Genomic DNA, 13510 nt, shown 5'->3' on the forward strand with positions numbered 1-13510 from the left:
CACTGGCGCGGGCGCGGGCGGTGGCACGGGCGGCAGCGGCGGCGGCACGGCGACAGCTGGCTGGGCCGCGCCAGCCTGCGCCTGCCCGCAGTACGGGCAATGGCTGACGGCGGTCCACAGGCCCGTTTTACATTTGATGCAGATATCCAAAACTATTCCTTCATTCCAGCGTCATTCCAGCGTTCACAACGGTGGCGGCATCAACGGTGGCGGCGCGCTGAGGAACAGGGGCGCCAGCTCGGCGAACTGGGCCAGGTCGACCCAGGCCGGCAAGCCCGCGCGCCACACCTTGGCGGTGGCCGGCACGACTTGTCCCGCCTGCACGTACTGCACGATCTGCTGGGCCGTGAACGGCCCTTGCTGCTGGCCGTTAATCCCCAGGAAATACTGGAATTCCACCAGCGGCGGCGCCATGCCGAACGGGGCAGCCGCAGGGGCCGCCGCGCCGGCCGGGCGCAGCAGTTGCTCCAGACGCCCCGCTTCCAGCATTTCCGGCTTGATCGCGTATTTCAGGCGGGGCTGGCCGTCCGCTTCCGGCTCGCGCACTTCCCAGTCGTAGGCATCGCTGTCGGAGTCGCCGATGACGTTCGCCCATTCCTTCAGGCGTCCCAGCAGCGCTTGCACCGTGCGGTCGAGCTCATCGCTGGCCATGCCCTTGCGGCGTGCCGACTCGCGCAGGCGCGCCCCCAACTCGGCGGAAATGGCGCTGCCAAAGCCGATATACGGCAGCTGCGAGCCATCGGCCTGCGCCACCAGCTTGGGCGCATACACGCCCCGCTCATAGTATTTTGCCAGCGCTGCCATGGCCGCCGTCTGCACGGCGTCAAGCGCCGTCAATTTTTCTTCGATGCGCAGGGCGATATTTTTTTCGTACGAGGCGGGCATGCCGTTCTGGCGGATGGCCCGTTCATTGCCGATGCGGCGCAAGTCGCCCGGTTCGACGGCAAACTGGTACTGGCCCGGCGGCACGACCCTGCCCGTGTGGCGCGTCAGCACGCCCAGCATGATGGCTTGCAGGAATTCGCCGAAGTCTTCCGCCAGGCGCTTCATCTCGTCCGTGTTCGGCGCGATCGGATGCGTGAACTGCGTGGGATCGATATGCGTGTGGGTCGGCGCCTTGTCGTTGTCGCCTTCCTTGCGGTAGCTGGTGCGCCAGCCTTCCAGGCCCCGCAGCACCGTCATCGGCACGCCGGCCAGTTCGCAATAGCAGACGGCGCGGCCGCGGATGCCCGTCTCGACGATTTCCAGCTGGCTCACCGTGATGCCCACCTGGGTCGGCATGCACGATTCGAGCTCGGCACCGAACTTCGCCTTGAAGGCGGCCGCGTTGGCCACGCCGATCACGCACTTGAACTGGTCCGACACGACCGTGAAATCGCCCGCCATATTCGCGTCGATCCACGGCATGGAGCAGGCCAGCAGCTTGCGGAAACGGTCCAGGCGTTCGGACACGTCCATCTGTTCCAGCGCGTCGAACAAGGGATCGGGCGTGCTCGTCGCCCCTTCGGCCAGGCCCGCCGTGGCGATCATGTTCTCGGCCATGCGCGTCACCTTGGCCAGGATCAAACCGCGCTGCGCCGGTTCGCCCAGCATGGGGAACAGCGCTTTCGAGCCGCCCATGTCCTTGAATGCTTCATCGGCCCACTGGCGCAAGGTGGCTGCCGATGGCAGCGCAATGTCTTTTTCCGTGACGGGAATGACGATCAGGGTCGCGTGTTCCTTGTCCAGGTCCTTTTGCAGAATGGTATTGGCCGTTTTCAATTCCGCCAGCATGGCCAGCACGCCTTCGCGGCCCGATTGCAGCTCGCCCACCAGGCCATTCCACTGCGCGCGGCCCTGCGCATCGACGCCGATCCGGTTGCCCAGCCAGCGCGACAGTTCGCCCAGCAAGATGACGGACTCGTCCGCCGCCTTCGCCCGCAAATGGAATTTCAGCGCATTCGCCATTTCCGTGCGCAGATGGTCCATCACCACGCCCGCCTGCTTTTCGCCATTGCTGAGGAAACCGAAAGTGCTGCGCGTCTGTTCGAGATTGTTCAGCAGGCGCTCGTATTCGCGCGAGCGCACGGCTTCCTTGATTTCACGGTAGCGCTCGGCATTGGCGCCGATCTGCGCCGTCAAGCCGCTGCCCGGCGCCTCGATGCGGTCCTTGATCTGCTCCACCAGCGACAGCACGTATTCGAGGCCGCCGAATTCCTTGTTGTCCAGGTAGCCGTACAGCTGGTCGCGCACGACTTTCTTGACGTCGTCGAGCACTTCGCGGCGGCGCTTGCTGATGCGGTCTTCCGTCGTGTCGGCCGTGGAATCCTGGTCGCGCACGGCGTCGCGTTCCAGGTGCTTCATGGCATCGCGCACCTGGGCCGGCCATTCGCTGCGGTCAAACCCCGTGCGGATATCGTTGATGCGCGTATTGACCCGGTTTTCCACGCCGGCCAGCAGGTGGCCGTGGCGGTCTTCCAGCAATTCGTCGACGACGCGGAAATCGATGAAGTCGCCGCTGGAGCGCTTCAGCTCGATGCTCTTGTCGGAAAACTCGGGGAAATCGCTGAACGGCGTGCCCTTCAGGAACATGTTGGCGGCGAGGAAATTATCGCGCTGCGTATCCGTGGCGCGGTTGGCGCCCGCATCCGTGCCGCCCACGCCGAAGAACGCTTGCAGCATGGCGCCGGCCCAGCGGTGGGCCCGTTCGTCGCGCGCCGCCTCCTGGCGCGTATCGAGCACGGCCATGCCGAACGAGGAAAAGCGCTTCGAGAAATACAGGCGCATGTCGCCGAAGCGGTCTTGCGGCACGGGCGCGTTGTACAGGGAATTCTTGTGCTGCGCCTGGTTGACGGCGATCGAGCGCTTGGCGCGCGCAAAGTCGGCCGAGGCGAAATCCTCGAACAGCGAGTCGGCCACCATGTGGTAGACGTCGCTGACATCCTTGGTGTGCTGCTGCGCAAGATTGCCCGAATCGATCAGGTAGACCTCGCTGTACGGCTCGCGCGATAGTTCCGGACGGTCATACGCGTCCCAGCGGCCCACATAGCCCTTGTTGCCCATCATGGCCGATTCCAGCTCCATCAGCGCCGCATAGCCATTGGCCTCGACCCGGTCCTTGTTGGCCTTGGTGTAGCCGGTCGGCAAGAACAGCATCAGCTCGACGTCGGCCGCGCCCACTTCGCTGCGCGCCAGCCAGCGCGCCAGCAAGCCCATGTCCAGGAAGGAGCCGGACCCCGTGCCGCCCGCCACGGAACCGACGATAACGATGCGGAAACGGTTCGTTTCCATGCGCAAGCCCAGTTCGGCCAGCTGGCGCTCGTGCGACAGGCCCGCCTTCAGGGCTTTCAGTTTCAAGCGGATCTTGTCGCGGATCTTTGCATATTTGTCGAAGAAATACAGGCGCGACACGGCGCGGATCTGGCCCGCACCGCTACTCATGTCGAAACGCAGCTCGCGGATGCGCTGCGGCGTCAGGGGCAGCCATTCCTTGATGTGCGGATATTTCTCCAGCGAATCTTCATCGCGGCTGTACTTGTCCATGTCGAACGATTCGACCACCTTGTCGTCATCCGTGAACTTCACCTGGTCGAACTGCAAGTCCTTCGCCTGCGACTCGCCGCTTTCGATCACGGCGCCATTGTCCAGGTCGAAATGGATGAATTGCGCGATGGGAAAGTCGCTCAGCCCCTCGATGCGCGTGCGGTTGCCCGCGCCGCCCCACAGGGTGTTGAGGATGCGCCGGCGCACGCGCATCAGCACCTGCATGCCCGTGCCGCCGATGCCGATGAACAGGGTCGGGCGCAGTTCGATGATCTTGTCCTGCTTGCGCTCGCTGGCGCCGCCGGTGATGGTTTGGTTCAGGTTCTCTGCCATGGTGGTTCCTTCGATGATGCGTGCAACGGCGTGTTCTTAGCGGCGGCTCGAGGTAAATGTGAGCAACAGGGCAACGAGGCCCACCAGCACCAGCGGTCCCATGAACAGTGGCGCGAGGAATTTATGCGCGTTCACGGCAGCCAGCACCACGCCCGTGGCCAGGCTGGCCAGGAAGATGAACAGCCACCAGCCCGAGGCATTGGCCTTGTTCGGCGGCACGCGCTTGGCCACCAGGCCATTCGCATAGGCATTCTTGGCAAAGAAAAAGGCGATGAACAGCAGCAACAGCACGACGCCGCCCACCAGGGTGTCGCGCGACGACGTATCGGTCGTGCCCGCAGCGTCAAACGCGGGCGCAGCTTCGGTCGTTGCGGTGGTGGCACTGGCCGCGGCGGAAGCGTCCGCGGCGGGCGGTGCCGACGCCGGCGCCGTTACCGGGGCCGGCAAAGTGAAACCTGCGTTGTCTTTTGGAGTGTCTTGCGCCATGGTATGCCTCTAATGGGTTTGAATAGTTTAAAAAGAAATATTGCTCAGGCCAGGCTCAGCGTATGGCCCTCGGCCACGCGCACGACTTGCGGCTGGCCCAGGCCACGCTTCAGTTCGCCAATGTCGCGGCCGTCATCGTCGCGGATCTGCACGCTCTTGAACGGTTTTAATAACACTTGCCGCTGCACGCCGTCGGCCATCACCTTGTAGCGCGTGGCGCGCGTGCTGACCAGACCCAGCGCCAGCAAGCCCAGCACGACCGCCAGGATGCCGCCCAGCATCGCCAGCACGGGCAGCAGCGGATACTGGATGCGCACCAGCAGCGGTATCGTTGCCTGCGAGGCGCGCACGCTGTCGGGCGGCGTGAACATCTCCGAGATGGGGTCGCCAGGGAACAGTTCCTGCAAGTCCTTGCCAAAGCTGGACGCCAGCGCCAGCCGCTGCTCCGACAGGCCCACCTGCGCCTGCATGGGCAGCATCACCTGCTTGCCCATGGCGGCAATCGCCTGCGCCGACCACGGCGACGGTATCTGCGCCATCGGCAGGGAAAACTGCACCTGCACGGACTGGCTGGCGCCCGGCTGCAGGTGGCGGATTTGATCCGGCGCAACGTGCAGGGGCGCGTTCTGGCCCGCCAGGCTGGCGTGCACTCTGGCGCTGTCGATCACGTACGGGAAAAACATATTTTGCAGGGATGCCTGCAGCACCACTTGCGGCACCAGCTTTGCCGCATCGACGTCGAGCACGATGGTGCGGCCGTCGCGGCCCAGGCTGGCGTGCACGTTGGCGCTGTTCTTGACGGACTGGGGCACGATGCGCACGGCATCCTGGTCCACGGGTTTCAGGCGCGCGGGCGGACGCGTCAGCACTTGCGACAGCCGCCCTTCGGCCAGGATGCGGGTCAAAGCCTCGGACGCCGGCTGGCCATACGCGAGCGCATACACCATCAAGCCCTTGGCGCTGTACAGCTTGCCCTGCACGGGCATGCGCAACGGAAACACCACCGTCTTGGCAATCGACGGCTCCAGGTGCAGCAAGCGATAAAAGTCGCGGTTGCGCTCGGCCGTCTGGCTGTCGTTGTTCGGGCTGTTCTTGTTATTGGTAAAAATCCACACGATGCCGGACGCGGACTGGAACGGCCCCGTGATGGTCTTGGTGACGGCTTCCTGGAAATCCGTGTCGGCCAGCGCACCGCCGGCGCTCTTGCGCGCCAGGCCCAGGCTGGCCAGCTGGCCCGCCACGCCGGCGCCGCCCTGGCCTTGGCCCAGCAGCGACGGCGACACGTGCGCACCGCTGCTCTGGCTGAAGGCCAGGGTGTAGACTTTATCGGACGGGTTGGTGGCGGCCTGCGCCACAGCGCCCACCAGCGCCTTCAGCTGCGAATGCTCATCCGTGTAAAACGGCTCCATCCAGCCCGAGTTTTGCACGAGAAACGCTTGCTGGATGCCCTCTGCCTGCGCGGCTGCCGTGGCGAGAAAAGCGGCGCAGGCCGCGATCAGTACGCGCGCCTTCATGCCTGCAAGGCCCAGCCATCGATGCGCGACAGCAGCGGGTGGTAGGCCCACAGCATGCCTTCATGGACAAACAGGCGCAGCCGCCACGGTTCGCTGACGGCAAACGTGTGGAACACCGTTTCGCGCAATTCATCGTCCTGCACCAGCTGCGCCGCCAGGCGCTCGTTCGAGCGCAGCACGCTCGACAGGCCGGCGCTGGTGGCAAATTTCACGCCGAAGACGCTGCTGCTTACACCGGACTCGGCACCCGATTCGAGCAGCGGCATGACGGCCTGGTTCTTGCCGCCATCGTCGCCGTGTTCCGGTTCTTCCCACGGCGCCGTTTTCAGCTTGGTGGCGAAACGGTAATTGAAACTGCCAGAACACAGGCGCGGCGCCAGCGCGTCGGCCTTCTCGGCCTGCACGCCCAGCTTCACGTACACATAGGTGCCGCGGCGGCTTTCAAAGCACAGCTGCCACAGGCCGCCGTCGCGCGACAGATAGGGACTGCCGAATTCGAAGTGCGGCACCAGCCCTTCGGGCCAGGGCGTAAACGAGGCGGCCACATTGCCATCGGGCTGCAGCTGCAGGCGCAGCTGCCCGTTGGCGCAAGGCCACACGGCCATGCGGTTGTAGGCCACGGGAGCGCCAACGCGGCCCAGCTCGACGGCGCCGTCGAGCAGCACGTCGCTGCCCGGCTTTTGCGCCGCATCGAGGTTGACGAAGCGGATGCGGCCATCGTCGTCGCGCAGGGGCGCCCACAGGCGGTTCTGGAACCAGACGGGCGCGGCCGCACACGGCGCGCCGCCCACATGCTCGACCACGTAGCTCAGCGAAGGCACGTCGGGACGGATGCAAGCCAGGCCATGGCTGGTCGGCAAGACCAGCACGCTATTGAACTCCGGCACCAGCTCGGCGCGCCAGGCGCCGTGAGCCAGGTCCGATTCGGCCAACAAGCCCCCATATTCGGGGTCCAGCGCCAGCCAGCGTTTCGAGGCGGGCAGCCAGGCGTGCAAGACGGCCTTGCGCGGGTCAAGCGCCAGCAGCGCGGCGGCGCTGGTGCCGAATTGGGCGGAAAAGAATTCGTATTCGCCGGGCGGCGGCATGGGCAGCGAGGCATCGGCCTGCGCATGCTCTTCGCGCGCGCGCTGGTCGGCCAGTTTCAGCGGTACGCTGGCCTGGCGCAAGCCGGCCGCGCCGGCCGGCGGCACGTCGCTGACGGGCTGCGCGCCGTAGGGCGGCACCCAGGGCGGCGTGGCGGCCGTGTCAGGCGGCACTTGCAAGGCCGCTCCCGTGGCGGGGTCGAACGCAAATTCGGGCGGAAACTGGCGCACGGGCGCACCGGCCGCCGCGGGCAGGCGCCGCGCATGCATCAGCTTGCCGATATCGGCATGACTCAGCAAGGGCGAGACGTTCTGGCCCTCCGCGCTGCGCTGCATGGTCCACGCGCCATCGTCATCCACGTACCAGACGCCGGAGGGCACTGCCCAATCCCCAGAAGTTTTAAGATCCATTTATTTTCTATGACAAGCAATGCATATCAGACGGTATAACGCGCTGGGGCTGACGAAACGAAGTCGCAGCCCTGGCAGTTCTCATAGTAACGTCTTTTTATCTGTATGGAAACATTGACGCAGCTTGCCGCTACTGCGCCCGCACTTTCGTCAACAGCTTGGTGGTCGAGCGGTCATGCTCGAAATCGATGGCCACGGCCTGGCCGCCGTACGCCAGCACGGCCTTGCCTTCGGGAATGGCCGCCATGTCGTAGTCCCCGCCCTTGGCATAGATTTCCGGCCGGACTTCCTGCACCACTTCCAGCGCGCTGTCTTCCGAAAACGGCACCACGAGGCTCACCGCTTCCAGCGCGGCCAGCACGGCCATGCGGTCTTCGCAATTGTTCAGGGGGCGGTCGTCGCCCTTGCCCAGGCGTTTCACCGAGGCATCGGTATTCACGGCCACCACCAGCGAGGCGCCCAGCGCGCGCGCCTGCGCCAGGTACGTCACGTGGCCGCGGTGCAGGATGTCGAACACGCCATTCGTCACCACCACCGGTTTCGGCAGTGCCGCGGCGCGGGCGCGCAAGTCATCGCGGCTGCATAGTTTGTTTTCAAAGTCAGGCATGGGATTCTCTTGTCGGGGTTGTAGATTAATAAGACGGCCGTCATGGCGCGGCCGATGACGCGTGGCTATCGCCTTGGATGCCACCGGCATCCCGGCGCCAGGCATCGATCAGGGCCAGGATGGCCGGATCCAGGCGCGCTTCGGCGATGCGATCTTGCCGGTAGTAAATCATCAGCGCGTACACGCCGGCCAGGCGGCTGACGGGCGGCGACAGCGCATATTCATTGCCGCGCGCCGGTTGCCTGGCACGCCAGTAATTGATTGCCGCTTCCAGCGCCTGCATGTGCAGTTCCATCGCCATCTCCCTCCGCTGCCTGGTCCCGCATTATAGGGGGCGATCCGCTACAATACGCCATCGGCGCCACAGTTTCACGTTTGCGCCACCTTTCATTCATTGCAAGTAAGCACTTCGTGTGTTTCAATCACCTTATGACACTGACTGAACTGAAATACATCGTTGCAGTCGCGCGAGCGAAACACTTCGGCCATGCCGCCGAAGCCTGCTTCGTTGCCCAGCCCACCCTGTCAGTGGCCATCAAGAAACTCGAAGACGAATTGGGCGTGGTCCTGTTCGAACGGGGCGGCGCGGAAATCTCCGTCACGCCCCTGGGCGCGCAAATCATTGCGCAAGCCGAGCGCGTGCTGGAACAGACGGCCGCCATCAAGGAACTCGCCAAGCAAAACAAGGACCCGCTGGCCGGCCCCCTGCGCCTGGGCGTGATCTACACGATCGGCCCCTACCTGCTGCCGCCCCTGGTCAAGGCCATGATAGACCAGGTGCCGCAGATGCCCTTGATCTTGCAGGAAAACTTCACGGTTCGCCTGCTCGAATTGCTGCGCCAGGGCGAACTGGACGTGGCCATCATGGCCCTGCCCCTGCCCGAACACGGCATGGCCATCCAGGAACTGTATGACGAACCGTTCGTCGTGGCCATGCCGCGCCAGCATCCGTGGACGGCGCGTGAAAAAATCGCCGCGCAAGACTTGAAATCGGAAACCATGCTGCTGCTGGGCAATGGCCACTGCTTCCGCGACCAGGTGCTGGAAGTGTGCCCCGAAATGGCGCGTTTTTCCTCGCCCGGCAACGGCATGCAGCGCACGTTTGAAGGTTCCTCACTGGAAACCATCCGCCACATGGTGGCCAGCGGCATCGGTCTGACCGTCTTGCCGCGCGCCTCCGTCGCCAATATGCACGCCACCGACGGCATGCTCGAGTACCGGCCGTTCGCCGCCCCCGTGCCCTCGCGCCGCGTCGTCATGCTGTGGCGCAAGAGTTTTACGCGCAAGGCCGCCATCGACGCCCTGTGCGCGGCCATCGCCAGCTGCAACTTGCCCGGCATTACCCCCTTGTGCGACGACGAAGACTAGCGCCCCAGGCGCAAAATAGTACATTTACATACTATTTGCGATAATCGACCTTTCTCTTCAACAAGATCGAGTCTTCCATGAACAAGCTGGCGCTGTATTTCCGCCTGATACGGCTGGACAAGCCTATCGGTACCGTATTGCTGCTGTGGCCTACCCTGTGCGCGCTGTGGCTGGCGCAGCAGGGCGTGCCGGACTGGCGGCTGCTGCTGATCTTCACCTTCGGCACTTTCCTGATGCGCTCGGCAGGCTGCGCCATCAACGACTACGCCGACCAGGACATCGACAAATTCGTCAAGCGCACGGCCGAGCGTCCCATCACCAGCGGGCGCATCAGCGGCAAGGAAGCGCTGGCCGTGGCCGGCGTGCTGACCGTGCTGGCCTTTTGCCTGATCCTGCCCCTGAATGCGCTGACCAAGCAGCTGTCCGTGGCCGCCGTCATCATCGCCGGCACCTATCCCTACTTCAAGCGCTTTTTTGCCATTCCGCAAGCGTATCTCGGCATCGCCTTCGGCTTCGGCATCCCCATGGGCTTTGCCGCCATCACGGATGCCGTGCCCGCCGTCGCCTGGCTGCTGTTGCTGGGCAACGTCTTCTGGGCCGTGGCCTACGATACGGAATACGCGATGGTCGACCGCGACGACGACCTGAAGATCGGCATCAAGACGTCGGCCATCACCTTCGGCCGCTACGACGTGGCCATCGTCATGCTGTGCTATGCCGCTTTCCTGCTGCTGTGGCTGGCGTGCGGCTGGTACCTGGGCTTGCGCTACTGGTATGTGGCGGGCTTGCTGGTGGCTGCCGGCTGCGCCGTTTACCACTACACCCTAATCCGCGCACGCGAGCGTATGCCGTGTTTTGCGGCATTCCGGCATAATAACTGGCTAGGAGCGGCGGTGTTTGCAGGCATGGTACTGGACTTTGCTTTCCGTTAATCAATGTTCCATGCGCCGCGGCAGCCCTTGAGGCGGCGCAAGACTAGCCTGGCCGCAGCTGCCTACACTGGTATTTCACTGTGCAGTTTCACTTCCATGAGGTAATACATGAGCTCGACACATACCGGCAAATCCAGCAGCGACACCATCCTCGCCGACGCCGACAAGGCACGCGACAAACTGGTCGGCGACCTGAAAAACGTCATCAATGAAGCGGAAGGCTGGCTCGATGGCGCCAAGGATCAGACGGGCGAGAATGTCAAAGCCGTCAAGGACAAGTTCATCGCCACCCTGGAAACGGCCAAGAAGGACTTGATCAAGCTGGAAGAAGACTTGCTCGAACGCACCAAGAAGGCGGCCAAGGCCACCGACGAATACGTGCAGGACAATCCCTGGAAAGCCGTGGGCGCGGGCGCCGTCGTGGGCGTGCTGTTCGGCCTGCTGCTCTCCTCACGCCGCTAGACAGCCTCGACGGCGTTGGCCGTCTCCTGACGCGAAAGGCAGCATATGGCTATCGTGCACCATGTCGCCCAAGTCGCAGCGACCCTCGCCGCCATCGTCCAGACCCGTCTGGCCCTGGCGGCCGTGGAAATGGAAGAAGAGTCGCTGCGCTTCCTGTCCTATCTGGCGCTGGCCATGCTGGCACTGCTGTGCCTGTTCGTCGGCCTGGTCTTGATCGTGTTCCTCGTCATCGTGCTGTTCTGGGATACGCACCGCATCGCCGCCATCGCCGTCACGGCCGCCGTCTTCATCGCTGCCGCCCTCGCCACCCTGCTGGGCGTGCGCGCCAGTTTCCGCAGCAAGCCGAAACTGCTGTCCTTCACACTTTCCGAACTGAACAAAGACCTGGACGAGCTGCAACTGCTGGCCCGCCGGGGAGCGGAGCGGCCATGACCACGCATCCCACCAAATTATCCAGCGTCCACACGGCCGCCAGCCTGGCGCAGCGGCGCGATGCACTGCTGGCCGAATGCGCGCTGCAGCGCCTGGCCCTGGGCGTGCAGACGTGGCAACTGCTGGAACCGCTGACGGGCGGCAATCTGCGCCACACCCTGGCCACGCGTTTCAGAATTCCCCTGATGCTGGGCGGCGCCGTGCTGGGCCTGGCGCTGGTGCGCCCGCGCCGCGTCCTGCCCCTGCTGCGGGCCAGCGGCGCGCTGCTCAAGCACGCCACCACCGCCATGCCCATCGCGCTGGCGCTGGCCAGGCGCTTCAGCAAGCAGGAAACGCCGCCGTAAAAATAATTTGCCGCCGCTGCATCCAAATGGCGCGCTGCCGGGTAGTACCAGTATCAGCCAGCCGGCTGAGCCAACTACCAGGAGTTCGCCATGCTTGCCATCACCGCCCCACGCCACGCCGTTCCCGCCCTGACTTTGCTGGGCGCCGCCCTGCTGCTGAGCGCCTGCGCCCCCATGGGCGCGCGCTATTCGCAGGAACAATTGCCGGGCGCCGTCAAAGTACCCGATGGCCACCAGGTGGCCATGCAAACCGTGGGCGTGGGCAAGATCGCCTACGAATGCAAGGCAAAAAAAGACATGACGGGCCATGAATGGGTCTTCGTGGGCCCGGATGCGGCCTTGAACGACCGCAACGGCATGCAAGTGGGCACGTATGTGGGACCGCCTGCCACCTGGGCCAATCTGGACGGCTCGAAAGTGACGGCGACGCAAGTGGCCGTGGCGCCTGCCGGCGCGGGCAATATCCCCTACCAGTTGGTGAAAGCCAATCCCGCCACGGGCAGCGGCGCCATGCAGGGCGTCAGCTACATCCAGCGCGTGGCCACCCGCGGCGGCGTGGCGCCCAGCAGCCCCTGCGGCATGGAAAGCATCGGCGCGAAACAATGGGTGCCCTACCAGGCCGACTACATTTTCTGGAAGGCCGCCTAAATCAGTGAAAGCGACGGTTGGCAAGCGGGTTTCTGGCCTATACTCGGTCTTGAAAACTTGCTAACCGTTCACTCTTGACGATTGCGCCAACCTTGCCAGCCCAAGCCGCCACCTACGATTACGATGCCGCCCTGCGCGCCTGCGCCCGGGGCGAGCAGCAGGCATTGCACGGCCTGTACCAGCAGGAAAGCCGCTATCTGCTGGGCGTGGCCCTGCGCATCGTGCGCCAGCGGGCGCTGGCCGAAGACGTGCTGCACGACGCCTTCCTGAATATCTGGCGCCGCGCCGGCAGTTTCGACGCCACGCGCGGCAGCGGCAAGGGCTGGATCTATGTGGTGGTGCGGCACCAGGCGCTGAACGTGGCGCGCGCCCGCGCCCATGAAGTATCGGCCGACGAGGATACCGTGGAAACCCTGCTGCACGAACGCCAAAGCCACGATACGGGCGAGGCCTATGCCGACCAGGCGAACCTGGGCAAGCTGCACGATTGCCTCGGCCACCTGGACGACGCCAAGCGCAACAGCATCCTGTACGCCTACGTCGACGGCTGTTCCCACAGCGAAATCGCGCAGCGCCTGCAAGCGCCGCTGGGCACCGTGAAAGCCTGGGTCAAGCGGGGCCTGGCCGCCTTGCGGGAGTGCATGGGATGAGCAGCCGCGACGAAGACGAACTGCAGCGGCTGGCCAGCGAATACGTGCTGGGCACCCTGGAACTGGCCGAACGCACGGAAGTGGAACAGCGCTTGCCGCGCGACGCCGCCTTGCGCGACGCCGTGACTGCCTGGGAACAGCGTTTGCTGCCCTTGACCACGCTGGCGCCGCCCGAAACGCCGTCCGCGCAATTGTGGCCGCGCATCAGCGCCAGCTTGTTCACGCCGTCGGCCGTGCGGCAGGCGGGCGGCTGGCAGGCGTGGTGGAACAGCCTCGCGTTCTGGAGAATACTGGCGGGCAGCGGCTTGGCGGCCACGGCCGCGCTGGCCGTGTTCGTCAGCGTGCAATTGCAAGCACCGAGCGGACCCGGCTACCTGGTAGTGCTGGTGGCGCCGCAAGACAAATCGCCGGGCTGGATCGTGCAGGCGGGCGGACGGGGCGGCAAGAACCGCGACCTGAGCCTGATCCCGCTGGGTCCGACCGCCGTGCCGCAGCAAAAAGCCCTGCAATTCTGGACCAAGGGCAAGGACTGGGGCGCGCCCGTCTCGCTGGGCCTGGTCAAGCCGGGCCAGAGCCTCAAACTGACACTGGACAAGCTGCCGCCCTTGCAGCCGGAACAGCTGTTTGAAATCACCTTGGAGCCGGCAACGGGTTCGCCCACGGGCCGGCCGACGGGGCCCGTGCTCTACATTGGCCGCGCCGTCAAGGTGATGTAGACC

General features: G+C 64.8%; 14 protein-coding genes. 8 read left to right on the forward strand and 6 right to left on the reverse strand.

The features are described from left to right. Positions 1–183 precede the first annotated feature (183 nt). From GCN75_RS27070 to GCN75_RS27100, 6 genes are all read right to left on the reverse strand, one after another. Entirely contained in the window at positions 184–3855 is a 3672-nt protein-coding gene (locus GCN75_RS27070; RefSeq protein ID WP_152285108.1) for a tubulin-like doman-containing protein, read from the reverse strand. Positions 3856–3891: 36 nt separating this feature from the next. Beyond that, entirely contained in the window at positions 3892–4341 is a 450-nt protein-coding gene (locus tag GCN75_RS27075) for a hypothetical protein (protein WP_152285109.1), read from the reverse strand. A 44-nt stretch (positions 4342–4385) separates the two neighbouring features. After that, on the reverse strand, positions 4386–5855 hold the full coding sequence (locus GCN75_RS27080; RefSeq protein WP_152285110.1) for a hypothetical protein: 1470 nt from the start codon (positions 5853–5855) through the stop codon (positions 4386–4388). Beyond that, the gene (locus tag GCN75_RS27085) at positions 5852–7318 is read right to left on the reverse strand and encodes a hypothetical protein (RefSeq protein ID WP_193317677.1); all 1467 of its coding nucleotides are present in this window, start codon (positions 7316–7318) and stop codon (positions 5852–5854) included. Before GCN75_RS27085 ends, GCN75_RS27080 begins: the two co-directional genes overlap by 4 nt. Positions 7319–7478: 160 nt before the next feature. Further along, positions 7479–7955 (reverse strand): D-glycero-beta-D-manno-heptose 1-phosphate adenylyltransferase, encoded by a 477-nt coding sequence (gene rfaE2 / locus GCN75_RS27095; protein ID WP_152285113.1) that lies wholly within the window; start codon positions 7953–7955, stop codon positions 7479–7481. 40 nt (positions 7956–7995) lie between these two features. After that, positions 7996–8250 carry a DUF3717 domain-containing protein gene (locus GCN75_RS27100; protein WP_152285114.1) on the reverse strand — a complete coding sequence of 85 codons (255 nt, stop codon included), beginning with the start codon at positions 8248–8250 and terminating at the stop codon, positions 7996–7998. A 134-nt stretch (positions 8251–8384) separates the two neighbouring features. Between GCN75_RS27100 and GCN75_RS27105 the strand changes: the two genes are divergently transcribed. The 8 genes from GCN75_RS27105 (at position 8385) to GCN75_RS27140 (ending at position 13507) form a co-directional block, all read left to right on the forward strand. Then, positions 8385–9323 (forward strand): hydrogen peroxide-inducible genes activator, encoded by a 939-nt coding sequence (locus GCN75_RS27105; RefSeq protein WP_152256245.1) that lies wholly within the window; start codon positions 8385–8387, stop codon positions 9321–9323. Between the two features lie 77 nt (positions 9324–9400). After that, the gene (ubiA, locus tag GCN75_RS27110; RefSeq protein WP_152285115.1) at positions 9401–10255 is read left to right on the forward strand and encodes a 4-hydroxybenzoate octaprenyltransferase; all 855 of its coding nucleotides are present in this window, start codon (positions 9401–9403) and stop codon (positions 10253–10255) included. 108 nt (positions 10256–10363) lie between these two features. Then, positions 10364–10717: a DUF883 family protein gene (locus GCN75_RS27115; protein WP_152256243.1), complete on the forward strand. Its 354-nt coding sequence runs from the start codon at positions 10364–10366 to the stop codon at positions 10715–10717. A 45-nt stretch (positions 10718–10762) separates the two neighbouring features. Beyond that, the gene (locus GCN75_RS27120; RefSeq protein WP_152285116.1) at positions 10763–11149 is read left to right on the forward strand and encodes a phage holin family protein; all 387 of its coding nucleotides are present in this window, start codon (positions 10763–10765) and stop codon (positions 11147–11149) included. After that, on the forward strand, positions 11146–11493 hold the full coding sequence (locus tag GCN75_RS27125) for a hypothetical protein (RefSeq protein ID WP_152285117.1): 348 nt from the start codon (positions 11146–11148) through the stop codon (positions 11491–11493). The genes GCN75_RS27120 and GCN75_RS27125 overlap by 4 nt, the downstream gene beginning before the upstream one ends. A gap of 90 nt (positions 11494–11583) precedes the next feature. After that, a complete protein-coding gene (locus GCN75_RS27130) occupies positions 11584–12141 on the forward strand; it encodes a DUF3455 domain-containing protein (protein WP_152285118.1) in 558 nt (185 codons plus the stop codon). Between the two features lie 92 nt (positions 12142–12233). After that, a complete protein-coding gene (locus tag GCN75_RS27135; protein WP_152285119.1) occupies positions 12234–12791 on the forward strand; it encodes a sigma-70 family RNA polymerase sigma factor in 558 nt (185 codons plus the stop codon). Further along, entirely contained in the window at positions 12788–13507 is a 720-nt protein-coding gene (locus GCN75_RS27140; RefSeq protein WP_152285120.1) for an anti-sigma factor, read from the forward strand. The genes GCN75_RS27135 and GCN75_RS27140 overlap by 4 nt, the downstream gene beginning before the upstream one ends. Positions 13508–13510 lie beyond the last annotated feature (3 nt).

This window comes from Janthinobacterium violaceinigrum, assembly GCF_009208555.1.
Taxonomy (GTDB): domain Bacteria; phylum Pseudomonadota; class Gammaproteobacteria; order Burkholderiales; family Burkholderiaceae_D; genus Janthinobacterium; species Janthinobacterium violaceinigrum.

Coding starts and splice junctions, on each gene's coding strand:
- GCN75_RS27070 (WP_152285108.1), bottom strand. CDS start 3,855: ATGGCAGAGAACCTGAACCAAACCATCACCGGCGGCGCCAGCGAGCGC.
- GCN75_RS27075 (WP_152285109.1), bottom strand. CDS start 4,341: ATGGCGCAAGACACTCCAAAAGACAACGCAGGTTTCACTTTGCCGGCC.
- GCN75_RS27080 (WP_152285110.1), bottom strand. CDS start 5,855: ATGAAGGCGCGCGTACTGATCGCGGCCTGCGCCGCTTTTCTCGCCACG.
- rfaE2 (WP_152285113.1), bottom strand. CDS start 7,955: ATGCCTGACTTTGAAAACAAACTATGCAGCCGCGATGACTTGCGCGCC.
- GCN75_RS27100 (WP_152285114.1), bottom strand. CDS start 8,250: ATGGAACTGCACATGCAGGCGCTGGAAGCGGCAATCAATTACTGGCGT.
- GCN75_RS27105 (WP_152256245.1), top strand. CDS start 8,385: ATGACACTGACTGAACTGAAATACATCGTTGCAGTCGCGCGAGCGAAA.
- ubiA (WP_152285115.1), top strand. CDS start 9,401: ATGAACAAGCTGGCGCTGTATTTCCGCCTGATACGGCTGGACAAGCCT.
- GCN75_RS27115 (WP_152256243.1), top strand. CDS start 10,364: ATGAGCTCGACACATACCGGCAAATCCAGCAGCGACACCATCCTCGCC.
- GCN75_RS27120 (WP_152285116.1), top strand. CDS start 10,763: ATGGCTATCGTGCACCATGTCGCCCAAGTCGCAGCGACCCTCGCCGCC.
- GCN75_RS27125 (WP_152285117.1), top strand. CDS start 11,146: ATGACCACGCATCCCACCAAATTATCCAGCGTCCACACGGCCGCCAGC.
- GCN75_RS27130 (WP_152285118.1), top strand. CDS start 11,584: ATGCTTGCCATCACCGCCCCACGCCACGCCGTTCCCGCCCTGACTTTG.
- GCN75_RS27140 (WP_152285120.1), top strand. CDS start 12,788: ATGAGCAGCCGCGACGAAGACGAACTGCAGCGGCTGGCCAGCGAATAC.